Origin of the sequence: Devosia sp. (genome assembly GCF_036406155.1) — a bacterium.
Classification (GTDB): Bacteria; Pseudomonadota; Alphaproteobacteria; order Rhizobiales; family Devosiaceae; genus Devosia_A.
Window position 1 is genome coordinate 1 of sequence record NZ_DASWVV010000149.1, and the last position, 12597, is coordinate 12597.

Annotated in this window: 16 protein-coding genes; 7 read left to right on the forward strand and 9 right to left on the reverse strand. The window is 69.8% G+C overall.

The features are described from left to right. Nucleotides 1–330: zinc-ribbon domain-containing protein (locus VGD93_RS09470; protein WP_395011443.1), on the reverse strand; the 330-nt coding region annotated here is incomplete at its 3' end. A 114-nt stretch (nt 331–444) separates the two neighbouring features. Here VGD93_RS09470 and ftsE point away from each other — a divergent pair. From ftsE to VGD93_RS09490, 4 genes are all read left to right on the forward strand, one after another. Beyond that, nucleotides 445–1104: a cell division ATP-binding protein FtsE gene (gene ftsE / locus VGD93_RS09475; RefSeq protein ID WP_395011445.1), complete on the forward strand. Its 660-nt coding sequence runs from the start codon at nt 445–447 to the stop codon at nt 1102–1104. After that, entirely contained in the window at nt 1097–2050 is a 954-nt protein-coding gene (locus VGD93_RS09480) for a cell division protein FtsX (RefSeq protein WP_395011446.1), read from the forward strand. The genes ftsE and VGD93_RS09480 overlap by 8 nt, the downstream gene beginning before the upstream one ends. A 65-nt stretch (nt 2051–2115) precedes the next feature. Continuing rightward, on the forward strand, nt 2116–2934 hold the full coding sequence (locus VGD93_RS09485; RefSeq protein ID WP_395011447.1) for a lysophospholipid acyltransferase family protein: 819 nt from the start codon (nt 2116–2118) through the stop codon (nt 2932–2934). A gap of 108 nt (nt 2935–3042) precedes the next feature. Continuing rightward, a complete protein-coding gene (locus VGD93_RS09490; RefSeq protein ID WP_395011449.1) occupies nt 3043–3384 on the forward strand; it encodes a hypothetical protein in 342 nt (113 codons plus the stop codon). An 8-nt stretch (nt 3385–3392) separates the two neighbouring features. On the opposite strand, the gene VGD93_RS09495 is transcribed toward VGD93_RS09490, so the two are convergent. Next, nucleotides 3393–3953, reverse strand: a complete 561-nt coding sequence (locus tag VGD93_RS09495; protein ID WP_395011451.1) for a gamma-glutamylcyclotransferase — start codon at nt 3951–3953, stop codon at nt 3393–3395. A 100-nt stretch (nt 3954–4053) separates the two neighbouring features. On the opposite strand from VGD93_RS09495, the gene VGD93_RS09500 reads away from it, so the two are divergent. Further along, nucleotides 4054–5049: a DUF2125 domain-containing protein gene (locus tag VGD93_RS09500; protein ID WP_395011453.1), complete on the forward strand. Its 996-nt coding sequence runs from the start codon at nt 4054–4056 to the stop codon at nt 5047–5049. A 169-nt stretch (nt 5050–5218) separates the two neighbouring features. Here the strand turns inward: VGD93_RS09500 and VGD93_RS09505 are convergent, their stop codons facing one another. The 3 genes from VGD93_RS09505 to VGD93_RS09515 all read right to left on the reverse strand — a co-directional run bounded on the left by VGD93_RS09505 (nt 5219) and on the right by VGD93_RS09515 (nt 8090). Then, complete coding sequence (locus VGD93_RS09505) at nt 5219–6163, reverse strand: prephenate/arogenate dehydrogenase family protein (RefSeq protein ID WP_395011455.1); 945 nt, start codon at nt 6161–6163, stop codon at nt 5219–5221. Beyond that, a complete protein-coding gene (locus VGD93_RS09510) occupies nt 6163–7269 on the reverse strand; it encodes a pyridoxal phosphate-dependent aminotransferase (protein WP_395011456.1) in 1107 nt (368 codons plus the stop codon). The genes VGD93_RS09505 and VGD93_RS09510 overlap by 1 nt, the downstream gene beginning before the upstream one ends. 80 nt (nt 7270–7349) lie before the next feature. After that, entirely contained in the window at nt 7350–8090 is a 741-nt protein-coding gene (locus VGD93_RS09515) for a class I SAM-dependent methyltransferase (RefSeq protein WP_395011458.1), read from the reverse strand. Between the two features lie 90 nt (nt 8091–8180). Between VGD93_RS09515 and gloB the strand changes: the two genes are divergently transcribed. Both gloB and VGD93_RS09525 read left to right on the forward strand, forming a co-directional pair. Continuing rightward, the gene (gene gloB, locus VGD93_RS09520; protein WP_395011460.1) at nt 8181–8954 is read left to right on the forward strand and encodes a hydroxyacylglutathione hydrolase; all 774 of its coding nucleotides are present in this window, start codon (nt 8181–8183) and stop codon (nt 8952–8954) included. Nucleotides 8955–9082: 128 nt separating this feature from the next. Next, nucleotides 9083–9343: a hypothetical protein gene (locus tag VGD93_RS09525; RefSeq protein WP_395011462.1), complete on the forward strand. Its 261-nt coding sequence runs from the start codon at nt 9083–9085 to the stop codon at nt 9341–9343. Here the strand turns inward: VGD93_RS09525 and VGD93_RS09530 are convergent. From VGD93_RS09530 to VGD93_RS09545, 4 genes are all read right to left on the reverse strand, one after another. Continuing rightward, the gene (locus tag VGD93_RS09530) at nt 9340–9792 is read right to left on the reverse strand and encodes a hypothetical protein (protein ID WP_395011463.1); all 453 of its coding nucleotides are present in this window, start codon (nt 9790–9792) and stop codon (nt 9340–9342) included. The genes VGD93_RS09525 and VGD93_RS09530 overlap by 4 nt on opposite strands. 104 nt (nt 9793–9896) lie before the next feature. Further along, a complete protein-coding gene (fumC, locus tag VGD93_RS09535; protein WP_395011465.1) occupies nt 9897–11291 on the reverse strand; it encodes a class II fumarate hydratase in 1395 nt (464 codons plus the stop codon). 95 nt (nt 11292–11386) lie between these two features. After that, nucleotides 11387–11569, reverse strand: coding sequence for a 50S ribosomal protein L32 (rpmF, locus tag VGD93_RS09540; RefSeq protein ID WP_312535548.1), 183 nt, complete (start codon nt 11567–11569; stop codon nt 11387–11389). A 123-nt stretch (nt 11570–11692) separates the two neighbouring features. Continuing rightward, nucleotides 11693–12442, reverse strand: a complete 750-nt coding sequence (locus VGD93_RS09545) for a transglycosylase domain-containing protein (RefSeq protein ID WP_395011467.1) — start codon at nt 12440–12442, stop codon at nt 11693–11695. Between the last annotated feature and the right edge of the window lie 155 nt (nt 12443–12597).

The following is a 12597-nucleotide window of genomic DNA, read 5'->3' on the forward strand; positions in this document are numbered from 1 at the left end:
AGGCGCCGGAACGGCGGTCGGGGCGGCCTCGGCAGCGCGCGGTTCCTGTTGGATGGCGGACGCAGCGGCGGCGACCGCCCGCTCCGCCGCGGCGAAGGCGGCATCGAGGTCGCGCTCCGCCGGCCCCTCGAACATGCGATCGGCGTCCGTCTCCGCTGCCGGCCGGACATCTGGCGACGCGGTCGCGCCCGGCGCGGCCAGCCACGAGCGAGTGCAATTGGCGCACTGCACCTCGCGCCCCCCCGGTCCCAGCCGATCGGCGGGGAGCTGGTAGCGGGTGCCGCAATGCGGACACGCGATGACGGCCATGGCGAAGCTGGGCGAAGGCATGCCGCGACGCTAGACGTGGCGGGTTAAAACTCCTCAAACTTGCCCAGCTTGGCGTCTAGGCAGGCGCCGCGGTGATGTATCATGCGTGGGGGTTGATTCGGATTGGACGGGCAGGTGATCGAGTTTTCCAACGTGGGCCTGCGCTACGGCCAGGGTCCGGAAATCCTGCGCGACCTCACCTTCCACATCGAGCCCGGCTCGTTCCATTTCCTCACGGGCCCCTCCGGGTCCGGCAAGACCTCGCTCCTGAAACTTCTGCTGCTGTCGCTCAAGCCCACCCGCGGCCGGGTGACGCTGTTCGGCAAGGACGTCTCGCGGCTCGACCAGGACTCGCTGCTGCAGATGCGCCGCCATATCGGCATCGTCTTCCAGGATTTCCGCCTGCTCGACCACCTGACGACGTTCGAGAACGTGGCGCTGCCCCTGCGCGTGCTCGGCCAGCCCGAGAGCGAGTACCGCTCCAACGTCACCGAACTGCTCGAATGGGTGGGACTGGGCGAACGCATGGATGCGCTGCCGGCGCTGCTGTCGGGCGGCGAGAAGCAGCGCGCCGCCATCGCCCGTGCCGTCATCGGCCGGCCCGACATCCTGCTCGCCGACGAGCCCACCGGCAATGTCGACCCCGAGCTGTCGCTCAGGCTGGTGCGGCTGTTCGCCGAACTCAACAAGATGGGCACGACCATCATCCTCGCCACGCACGAACTGCCGCTGCTCGAGAGCTTCCCCTTCCCCCGCATGCAGCTGCGCGACGGCCAGGTGGTGTTCCGTGGCTGAATTCCGGCTGCCCCGCCTGCCGCTGCAGCGGCCTGCCCACGACGCCCGCCGGGGCCGCGCCGCCCCGATCGTGCCGGAGCGCTCGGTCGCCGGGCGCACGCTGGTGCTGCTCGTCGCCATCATGACCTTCCTGTCGGCGGTGACGCTGGGCGGCGTCGTGCTGGTGCAGAAATCGGCCATCGCCTGGAGCGCCGACGTGGGGCGCGAGGTCACCATCCAGATCCGCCCGGTCGAGGGCGAGGTGATGGAGAGCAATTTGCGCACGGCGGTGGCACTGGCGCAGGCGACGCCGGGGGTAACGGCCGCCCGGGCGCTGTCGGTGGCCGAGAGCCAGGCCCTGCTCGAGCCCTGGCTCGGCTCCGGCATCGACCTGTCGGCCATCGAGGTGCCGCGGCTGGTGGTGGTGGAACTGGGCGACCCCGCCGAGGCCGACATCACCAAGCTTGCCCGCGACCTCGCCGCAGTCAAGGGGGCCAGCCTCGATACGCACGCCGCCTGGCGCCAGCAGCTCAACATCATGGCCGGGACGATCGTCGTTTCGGGGCTGCTGGTGCTGTCGCTGATCCTTGTCGCCACCGTGCTCGCCATCATCTTCGCGACGCGCGGCACCATGGCCTCGAACCGCGAGATCGTCGACGTGCTGCACTTCATCGGCGCCTCCAACAGCTTCATCGCCGGCGAGTTCCAGGGGCGGTTCCTGTCGATCGGCTTCCGCGGCGGGCTGGTCGGCGGCATCGCCGCCGTCGCCTTCTTTGCCCTGATCGGGCTGACGGCGGGCAATGTCGTGCCCGACGAGGCCAGCACCCAGCTCGGCATCCTGTTCGGCCGCTTCGCGCTCGGCGTCGACGGCATCTTCGGCATCGCCGCGGTGGTGCCGGTGATCGCCGCAGTGACCGCCATCACGTCGCGGCTGACGGTGCGCCGCTTCCTCACGCAGACTTCCTGAGGGGCCGGGTGGGCGCGAACGGCATGGACGGCCGGCAGGCGGCGGGCGCCGCAGGGGAGGTGTGAGTGCTCGTCCAGGCGATCCGCTCGCTGCTGTTCTACCTGCTCTATCTCGGCCAGACCGCGGTGCTCGCCATCCTCGTCGGGCTCGACGCGAAGCTGCGCGGACGCACCGGCTTCGGCTGGGCGGTGGCGCGCTACTGGGCGGCCTGCAACCTGTTCCTGCTGCGCTGGGTCGTGGGCATCCGCTCCGACGTCAAGGGCATGGAGAACATCCCCGACGGCCCCTGCATCATCGCCGCCAAGCACATGAGCGACTGGGACATCTTCGCCATCCTGCCGCACACTCGGCGGCCTGCCTTCATCGCCAAGAAGGAATTGATGGACATCCCCTTCTTCGGCTGGGCGGCGCGGGTCTTCGACACCATCCGCATCGACCGCAGCCTGGGTGGCGAGGCCATTCCCGCGATGACGGAGGAGGCGCGGGCGGCGCTCGCGCGGGGCTGCCGCATCGTCATTTTCCCGGAGGGCACGCGCAAGGCGGCGCTCGCGCCCCCCGACTACCGTTTCGGCACCGCCCGCCTGTATGCGGAGCTGGGCGTGCCGGTGGTACCGGTGGCGCTCGATTCCGGCCTGTACTGGGGGCGCCGCAGCCTGGTGCTGTGGCCGGGCACGGCGCGCGCCCGCTTCCTGCCGCCGATCGCGCCGGGCCTGCCGGCGGAGGCCTTCCACGCAGCGCTGGCCGCCGCCATCGAAGGCGAGACCGGCCGGCTGATCCTGGGCGCCTACGAGAGGGGCCTGGCGAGCCCGATCCCGCCCGAAATGCGGGAGCGGCTGGAGGCGCTGCGGGCGCAGCTGTCGGCGGAGAACACCACTACATCTTGACGTTTCTGCCGAGCTCATCCATACATGTTGTGCAGATTGGAACAAACGGTTGACGGCCGTTCGAATTTGTTCTAGTTTTGTTCTCTCTTCCGGAGCAAGGAGCGTCGCATGGGACCGGGCGTCGAGAGGTTGCCACCGCCGCAACTGCCGCGGCACGTCAGCTGGCGCGGCCGCTCCGGCCGGCTGTACGCGCTGTCGCCGCAACGGCTCGACGATTTCGCCCTGCGCAACAACGACCTGTTTTTGGTCGCCCGCGGCCGCGTGGTGCTGTGGGCCGGCTCGGCCGCCGACGTCATCAACGACGCCGCCAGCCGGGCCCGCTTCCGCCTCGCGCTCGACTGCGCCGACCGCGTCTTTCACGTCGATGCCGGGGACAACGAGATCGAGCGCCTGACCGCGGTCTGGGACCTCGAAGGGGCCGAGCCGGCGGCGGGGCTGAGCGCGGCCTGAGGACTGCCTCAGGCGCTGTCCGCGACGACCGGCAGGTCGGTGCCGTCCAGCGCCCGGACCAGCGCACGCAGCGCCTTGTCGTTGATGCCCAGTTGCTCGAGATGGCGAGCCGTGGCGAGCACGTACTCGACGTTAGGTCCCGATTCCCCGAGCCCGGCGCGCACCAGTCGCAGCTGCTCGGCGAGCGCCAGCCGGCCGGCATACTGGGCGTGCCGGACGTCCACCATGAAGGCGAGAGCCCGCACCTCGCCGTCCCCGCCGGCGAGCCGGACGGCGCGCTGCGCCTCGCGGTAGACGCCGCGATCCATCTCGCGCTCGCGCAGGTAGCAAAGCACCCCGTCCCAGCGGTCCGGCGCGATCTCGAAGGCCATGCCGCGGCAGGATCCGCCGGGCATCAGCCCGAACACGAGGCCGGGCCGCTCGGGCGTGCCGCGATGCCGGTGCGAATAGATGCACAGGCTCCTGTGCGCGCCCGGCAGCAGCGCCGGCACGGCGCGCTCATAGGCGAAGCCCGGCTTCCAGATCAGCGAGCCGTAGCCGAAGACCCAGTAGGAGTTTTGCTGCTTCACGGTTTGCCCTTGTTCTGGTCCGGTTCGTAACGCTAGGTAGGGCGCCGCGCAATCGGGTGCGTGCCCGCTGGCCGCACCCGCCAACGACAAGGAACTCAGCGTGACCCGATTTGTCTGGCTCGGCCTCGTCGTTCTCGCCGTCATCGGACTGTGGAGCGCGGGCTGGTTCTACGTGGCGGGCCAGGCCCGCGCCGCCCTGCTCGACCAGGGTGGTGCCGACGCCGCCGCCAGCCTCACCTGCGAGCGGCTCGACATCACCGGCTTCCCGTTCCGCTTCGATTTCGCCTGCACCGGCGCCGACATCACCGACGGCGACGTGAGCGTGACCGTCGCCGGGCTGCGCGCCTCGGTGCTGGTCTACAACCCCACCCACGCAATCGTCTCGGCGCAATCGCCACTCACCCTCGCCGACGCCTTCACCGGGGCCGAGCGCCGCCTCGATTTCGCCAGCGCCGAAGCCAGCGTGCGGCTCACCACCGACGACATCCTCGCCGGCCTGGCCGGCGCCGGCTGGCGCCTGGCGCGCGCCTCGCTGGTTGCGGACGACCTCACCCTCACCGACACGCTCGCGACCGAACTGCTGCTTGCCCGTGCCGCCCATGTCGAGGCGCACCTGCTGGACATGCCCGAGCGGCACGCGCCGGCTACGGGACTGGCGGGGCTCGCCGCCTATGCCCGCGCGGAACTGGTCCAGGCTCCCGCCCTCGGCATCGCCGACGGCCAGCTCAGCCTCGAGGCCGAACTGACCGGGGTGCCCGACGACCTGCGGCGCTTCGCCGACGCCGAAGCGCTGCCGCGCTGGCGCGACGCCGGCGGCCAGCTCCACCTGGTCCGTCTCGAGGCTACTGCCGCCGACGAGTTCGTGCGCGCGAACGGCACGCTGGCCCTCGATTCGGCGGCGCGGCTGGAAGGCCAGATCCAGCTCACCAGCAAGGGGGTGGTCGAGCGCGCCGGCACGCTCATCCCCGAGGACTGGAAGGGCATCGTGCTCGGGCAGCAGGCGGCCGACGGCAGCTATGCCCAGACGCTCAATTTGCGCGGCGGCTTCGTCTTTGCCGGCCTGCTGCCGGTGGCACAGCTGGCGCCGCTGTTCTAGGTAGAGAGCCATCCTCACCGACGACCGTGCCCCTCACGGCCACCCCCTCCCCAACCCTCCCCACAAGGGGGAGGGTGTGCGCCCGGTGGGCGGGGCACCATCCTGCCAGAGGCACACAATGACACCCTCCCCCGCTTGCGTGGGGAGGGTTGGGGAGGGGGCAGATCGGCTAGATCTTGTCGCCGCCGTCCGCCGGGTCCTCCGCCTCGCCCGGATGCGGGCGGCCGAAATCGGCGGCGGCGGTATCCTGGCCGACGCTGATGATGGAACGCCGGATGGCGCGGGTGCGGGTAAACAGCGCCTCGAGCCCGGCACCGTCGCCGACGCGCACCATGCGCTGCAGCCGGCTCAGATCCTCGAGGAAACGCCCCAGCATCTCGAGGACGGCGTCGCGATTGGTGAGGAAGATATCGCGCCACATCACCGGATCGCTGGCGGCGATGCGGGTGAAGTCGCGGAAGCCCGAGGCCGAGAACTTGACCACCTCGGACTGCGTGTCGGCCTCGAGGTCGGCGACCGTCCCCACGATGTTGTAGGCGACGAGGTGCGGCACGTGGCTGGTGATGGCCAGCACCAGGTCGTGGTGCTCGGGACTCATGCACTCGACCTTGGAGCCCATGGCGCTCCAGAACGCCCTCAGCCGCTCGACGGCGCCGGCGTCGACCCCCGGTCCCGGGGTCAGCACGCACCAGCGCCCCACGAACAGCTCGGCGAAACCCGCGGCCGGCCCGGAATGCTCGGTGCCGGCGATGGGATGGCCGGGGATGAAGTGGACGCCCGCGGGCACCAGCGGGGCGAGGACCTTGACGACGTGCTGCTTGACCGAGCCGACATCGGAGAGGATGGCGCCGGGCGCGAGCGCCGGGGCGATCTGGGCCATAACGTCGGCATAGGCGCCGACCGGCGTGCACAGGATGACGAGGTCGGCGCCGCGCACCGCCTCGGCGGGGTCGCGCTCGTAGCTGTCACCCAGCCCGAGCGCGCGCGCCTCGTCCAGCGTTTCCTCGCGGCGGGTGGAAATGGCGATGCTGCGCGCCAGCCCCTTGAGCTGCGCCGCCCGCGCAATTGACGAACCGATGAGGCCGATGCCGACCAGCGCCAGTTTTTCGAACATCACGCCGCCGCCCCCGGGGCGCCGAAGGCCTTGAGCACCTCGGCGACGCCGCGCATGGCCGCTTCCGGACCGATGGAGATCCTCAGCCCGTTGGCGATGCCGTAGCCGTGGATCTCGCGCACGATGAGGCCGTGCTCGAGCAGCGCCTGAAAGGCGGCCTGCGCCTGCGCCGCGTCCTCGAACAGCACCATGACGAAATTGGCCTCGCTCTGCACCACGCGCAGCCGGTTCGAGGACAGGCTGCGCGTCAGCCAGTCGCGCCAGCGGGCGTTGTACTCCCGGAGCTGGCGCGTGAAGGCCACGTCGCGGGCGGCCTCGGCGCCCGCCACCTGCGCCGGAACACTAACATTGAACGGGCCGCGGATGCGGTTGACCGCATCGACCACATGCGCCGGCCCGTACATCCAGCCGAGGCGCAGCGCCGCGAGGCCCATCTTGGAGAAGGTGCGCACCATGACGACGTTCTCGGCCCGGTTCACCAGCTCGAGCCCCGGCTCGTAGTCGGGGGCGGTGACGTATTCGGCGTAGGCGGCATCGAGCACGAACAGGATATCCGGCCTGAGGCCCCGGTGCAGCCTGTCGAGCTCGGCGGGCGACAGGCAGGTACCGGTCGGGTTGTTGGGATTGGCGAGAAACAGCATCTTCGTGCGCGGCGTCACCGCGGCCAGCAACGCGTCGACGTCGGCACGATAATCCGTCTCCGGGGCCATGACGATCTCGGCCGAGGCACCGCGGGTGACGATCGGATAGACGGAAAAGCCGAATTCGCTCATCACCGCCTCGTCGCCCTCGCCGAGATAGGACTGGGCCAGCAGGTGCAGGATGTCGTCGGAGCCGGCGCCGCAGACGATACGCGCCGGATCGAGCCCGTGCACCTCGCCCAGCGCCTCGCGCAGCAGGCGCGACGAGCCCTCCGGGTAGATCGCGAGCTTGTCCGCCTGCGCCTGGTAGGCGGCGACGGCGCGCGGGCTGGCGCCGAGCGGGCTCTCGTTGGCGGAGAGCTTGACCGGGCTGACCCCGGGCACGGCATGGGCCCGGCCCTGGACGTAGGGCGCGATCCTGAGCAGGCCGGGTTGCGGCTGGGGACGGGAGGGCAGGTCGGACATGGCAGCAAGTGGAGTGGGGGACGGACGCCGCGCGGACCATAGTGAAAGGCGTGGGCCAACGCAAAGGAAAGTGCGGGCGGTCAGTGCCCCGCCGTGCGCATCGCCGCCTGCGGCGCCAGCGCCGGCACGCGCACGTAGCGTTCCGCCCTGTGGCGCCGCGGCACCGCCGGAAACAGCTCCTTGCGCGCCCGCACCATCAACAGGCCGGCAAAGGTCGGCCCGAACAGCCGCCCCGCCCGCTCGAAGAAGCGCGCCGACTTGAGCACCAGGGCATTGTGGACCGGCGGCAGGTACAGCGCCTCGCGCCACAGTTCAGGCACGAAGGAATGGTCGCGCAGCAGCTTTTCGAGCTGCGCCCGGCTGTAGGGATGCCCTTCGCCGAACGGGGTGGTGTCGACTTGCGCCCACAGGCCCCGGCGCCGCGGCACGACGATGACCAGTTGCGCGTTGGGCGCCGCCACCCGCCACAGCTCGCGCATCAGTTCCTCGGCGTCGGCGATGTGCTCGAAGGCGTGCACGGCGATGATGAGATCGACGGCGGCGTCGGTGAGCGGCAGTTCCAGCGGGTCGCACAGCACGGTGTGCGAGGGCCCTTCGCGCGGCCACGCCGACGCCCCCTGCCGGGCCGGCATGAAGGCGAGCACGCGCTCGGCCCGGTCCAGCGCAAAGCGCATGTAGGGCGTGGCAAAGCCGAGCCCGAGCACGCGCCGGCCGGCGACATCGCCGCTCAGCCGCACCACCTGCTCGCGCACCAGCGCCCGGGAGATCTTGCCGAGCGGCGATCTGTAGTACTCGATCAGCCGGGTGACGTCCGCGCTCATGGATTTGCCTCGCAAAGCTTTGTAGACTCTGCCGCACCCCGCCGGACTTGTCATCCCCGGCGGCACGGCGGCGGAAGCGAGGAGCGCGCATTGGCCCTGCTGATCGACATCTTCATGTGCCGCAAGGACAATTACGGCTATCTCGTGCACGACGTCGACAGCGGTCGCACCGCGGCCATCGACGCGCCCGACGCCAAGGCCATCAAGGCGGCGCTGGCGCTGCGCGGCTGGACGCTGACCGACATCCTCGTCACCCACCACCACACCGACCACGTCGAGGGCATCCCCGCGCTGAAGCGCGAGTTCGGCGCCACCGTCACCGGGCCGCGGGCCGAGGCCGAGAAGATCCTCGGGCTCGACCAACTGGTCGGCCCGGGCGAGAACGTCGCGCTCGGCGCCACCAGCTTCTATGTCATCGGCACCCCGGGCCACACGCTGGGACACATCGTCTACTACGACCACGCCGGCGGCCACCTGTTCTGCGGCGATGCCCTGTTCTCGATGGGCGTCGGGCGCATGTTCGAGGGCAAGCCGGGCCCGATGTGGGAGGGGCTCGAGGAGCTGCGCGAGCTGCCGGGCGGCACGCTGGTCTATTGCGGCCACGAATACACGCTGGACAACGCCCGCTTCGCGCGCAGCGTCGACCCCAGGAACGCGGCGCTCGCCATCCGTGCCGCCGAGGTCGAGCGCATGCGCGAGGCGGGCCGCTTCACCATCCCGGTGTCGCTCGACATGGAAAAGGCCACCAACCCCTTCCTGCGCGCCGACCGTCCCGAACTGGCCCGGGCCATGGGGCTGGCATCCGACGCCAGGCCGTCGACGGTGTTCGCGGCGCTGCGGACCGCCAAGGACAACTTCAAGTAGCGAGCAACCGCAGGGCGGCGGCCCCGCGCGGCGGTTAACCCTGCTGCGCGATGGCGGCGTACGCGGTTAACAAATCCTTATAGTGTGCACCCGAGCTTTCCAGGTTTTCCGGCAAGCACGGAGTTTCGATGTCCCGAAACGACACAGACGAGGTTCGGCCTGCCGGGCTGCCGGTCGTGCTCGCGACTGAGCCGGAGCCGCCCGGGCGCACGCGCCTGGCGCCGCCAGCAGCGTTCCTGAGCCAGCTCATCGCCGCCCGGCAACACTTGCCAGCGCAGCGGGCCCGCCTGCGCGCCCCGGCGTCACACGCGGTCGATGCGTACGCCTTGTGCGGCCGCAGCGCCGTGCGCCGCCTGCCGGCCGGCTACCGCAAGTCGGTCACCGCCTAGTTCATCGTCACGTCGCGGCCGGCACTGGTGATCGACACGCTGAAGCCGGCGACGACGTCGAAGATGCTCATCATCATCAGCAGGAAGAAGACCGAGCTGGCCGCGGCCCCGACGAGGAGGAACTCGACGAGGAAGACGACGAAGACCAGCGTCGAGAGCATGTGCTCGACCACCGAGCTGCGGCCGGTATTGGTGGACTTGAGCACCTCGAAGAACAGGCAGCCCAGGCCCAGCACCAGCAGCAGGTCGCCCGCCGTCAGCGCCCAGGGCTGGCCGGATACCATGGCCACGTAGAAGATCTGGGTGTTCCAGCCCGCCGGATTGCCGCCCATGAACAGCAGCGCCACGAGGTTGTAGAGGACCAGCGGGAGCAGGAGCAGCGGCGGCACGAAGACGCCGCCGCGCGTGGAACGGCGCGGCTCGGGCGGGATGAAGACGGTTTCGGTCATGGCTTTCTCCGCTGCTGTGGCTGCAGACAATGCCAAACCGACGCCCGCGCCGCCAGAGCCTCGTTCCGATGCGATCGAAACGGCGGCTCCGGGTCACGGGCGCCTCAGAGCGCCAGCGGGCCGACCATCTTTTCGGGCCGGACCTCGGCGTCGAACTCCTCGCCGGTCAGCAGGCCGAGCGCGATCGCCGATTCCCTGAGGGTGATGCCCTGCTTGTGCGCGTTCTTGGCGATCCTGGCGGCGTTGTCGTAGCCGATCTTGCGGTTGAGCGCCGTGACCAGCATCAGCGACTGGTCGACCAGCTGCTTGATGCGCTCGCGATTGGGCTCGATGCCGACGGCGCAGTGGTCGTTGAAGCTCCTCGCGGCATCGGCAAGCAGCCGCACCGACTGCAGGAAGTTGTAGGCGATCACCGGCTTGTAGACGTTGAGCTCGAAATTGCCCTGGCTGGCAGCAAAGCCGATGGCGGCGTCGTTGCCCATGACCTGTACGGCCACCATGGTGGTCGCCTCGGCCTGGGTCGGGTTGACCTTGCCCGGCATGATCGAGGATCCCGGCTCGTTCTCGGGGATGGTGATCTCGCCCAGGCCGGAGCGCGGGCCGGAGGCCAGCCAGCGCACGTCGTTGGCGATCTTCATCAGCGCCGCGGCGAGTTGCTTGAGCGCGCCGGAGGAGCCCACGAAGGCGTCGTGGCCAGCCATCACCGCATATTTGTTGGGGGCGGTGACGAACGGGAAGCCGGTGAGCGAAGCGATCTCGGCAGCGACCGTCTCGCCATATTGCGGATGGGCGTTGAGCCCGGTGCCGACAGCGGTGCCGCCCAGTGCCAGTTCGTAGAGCTGCGGCAGCGTGGCGCGAATGGCCTTCAGCGCCAGGTCGAGCTGCGCCACCCAGCCGCTCATCTCCTGGCCCAGCGTCAGCGGCGTGGCGTCCTGCAGATGCGTGCGGCCGATCTTGACGATGTCCATGAACTGCTTCGCCTTGGCGTCGAGCGTGTCCCGCAGCGGCGTGACGCCTGCCATCAGGTAGCCCTCGATCGCCTCCACCGCGGCGATGTGCATGGCAGTGGGATAGGTGTCGTTGGACGACTGGCTCATGTTGACGTGGTCGTTGGGGTGGACCGGCTTCTTCGACCCCATCACCCCGCCGGCCATTTCGATGGCGCGGTTGGAGATGACCTCATTGACGTTCATGTTGGACTGCGTGCCCGAGCCGGTCTGCCACACCACCAGCGGGAAATGATCGGCGAGCTTGCCCTCGATTACCTCGTCGGCGGCGCGCACGATGAGGTCGCGCGTGGTCGCGTCGAGCAGGCCGAGCTTGTGGTTGGCGAGCGCAGCGGCCTTCTTGAGGATGCCGAAGGCGCGGATGATCTCGGCCGGCATCCTCTCGCCGCCGATGTCGAAATTGGCCAGCGAACGGGCCGTCTGGGCACCGTAATATCTGTCGGCGGGGACCTCGATGCTTCCCATCGTGTCCGATTCAACGCGCATGCCCATGGCCGGTCTTCTCCTAGCAAACGAAACGGCCAGCCCACGAGGGACTGGCCGCGAAATTCAAACACTCACGAGCGCAAGGGCGCCGACACCTGGTCTCAGGACTTCTTGGGCTCGAGGATCTGCCGGCCGCGATACATGCCGGTCTTGAGGTCCACGTGGTGCGGGCGACGCAGTTCGCCCGAGTCCTTGTCCTCGACATAGGCCGGGGCGGCAAGCGCATCTGCCGAACGGCGGAAGCCGCGCTTCATCGGCGAGGTCTTGCGTTTTGGCACTGCCATAGTCGTTACTCCGTCATTCGATAGCGTTCCGCCGCGACCGGCCAGCCGGTGGGCAACAGACAAAGCCTGCCTGGGAATTGGCGGCCTCTATAGAGGCTTTTGGGCGCCTTGGCTAGAGCCAATTCAGAGGCTGAGCCGGCCGCTCTCGGTGACGCAGGCGGCACGCTGACCGTACTGGCGGGCGCGCGTCTCGACGATGGCGGCGACCCGCCGCAGCCCGCGGCTCGGGCTGGCCGCACGGCGCAGACGCGGATTGGGCAGCGCCGTGGCCAACAGGCTCGCCCGCCCCCAGCTCAGCGCCCCCGCTTCCACCCCGAAGGCCGCTCGCGCTCCCGCCGCGGCGCCGAATTCGCCGTCGGGGCCCCACTCGGCGATGTTGAGATAGATTTCGAGGATGCGCCGCTTGGACAAGACCAGGTCGACATAGAGGGCGAGCGGCACCTCCAGCCCCTTGCGCAGGAAACTGGGATCGTTGCCCAGGAACAGGTTGCGCGCCACCTGCATGGTGAGCGTCGAAGCGCCGCGGAACGGCCTGCCGGCGAGGAGGTTGTCGATCTCGGTCCTGAGGGCCGCGAAATCGACGCCGGCATGGCGGCAGAACCCGCCGTCCTCGCTCATCACCACCGCCGCCTTGAGCCGGTCGGAGAGGGCATCGATGCCGCGCCACTCGCGCACCACGCGCTGGCCGGTCAGCATGCGGCTGAGCATCGGCACCGAGACCGGATCGACGACGGCATAAAGCGGCGTGAGGACGAGCGGCAAGGCGACGAGGCCGGCGAGCAGCCACAGCGCCGCGCGCCCGAGGCGACGAAGGAGGCCCCTCCGCGAGGTTCTTCGGGGTGTTGCTGCCGCCGTCAGGTTCGTTTTCTCCACACACCCCCTCCCAACCCTCCCCATGCGGGCAGGGATCGGGGGCGGGGGTAGCGGTTTGCCCGCGAGGGCGCAAGCGCTCCCCCACCTTGCCCCAGATGCCCGGACCGGCTAGCTACTCCGGCCATGACCAGCTTTGCCCAGGACATGGCCGCCTG

What these genes read in the sequence shown, in the direction of transcription:
- VGD93_RS09510 (WP_395011456.1), bottom strand. Translation starts at nt 7,269, where the DNA reads ATGTCCGACCTGCCCTCCCGTCCCCAGCCGCAACCCGGCCTGCTCAGG.
- VGD93_RS09505 (WP_395011455.1), bottom strand. Translation starts at nt 6,163, where the DNA reads ATGTTCGAAAAACTGGCGCTGGTCGGCATCGGCCTCATCGGTTCGTCA.
- VGD93_RS09490 (WP_395011449.1), top strand. Translation starts at nt 3,043, where the DNA reads ATGGGACCGGGCGTCGAGAGGTTGCCACCGCCGCAACTGCCGCGGCAC.
- rpmF (WP_312535548.1), bottom strand. Translation starts at nt 11,569, where the DNA reads ATGGCAGTGCCAAAACGCAAGACCTCGCCGATGAAGCGCGGCTTCCGC.
- fumC (WP_395011465.1), bottom strand. Translation starts at nt 11,291, where the DNA reads ATGGGCATGCGCGTTGAATCGGACACGATGGGAAGCATCGAGGTCCCC.
- VGD93_RS09525 (WP_395011462.1), top strand. Translation starts at nt 9,083, where the DNA reads ATGTCCCGAAACGACACAGACGAGGTTCGGCCTGCCGGGCTGCCGGTC.
- VGD93_RS09515 (WP_395011458.1), bottom strand. Translation starts at nt 8,090, where the DNA reads ATGAGCGCGGACGTCACCCGGCTGATCGAGTACTACAGATCGCCGCTC.
- VGD93_RS09530 (WP_395011463.1), bottom strand. Translation starts at nt 9,792, where the DNA reads ATGACCGAAACCGTCTTCATCCCGCCCGAGCCGCGCCGTTCCACGCGC.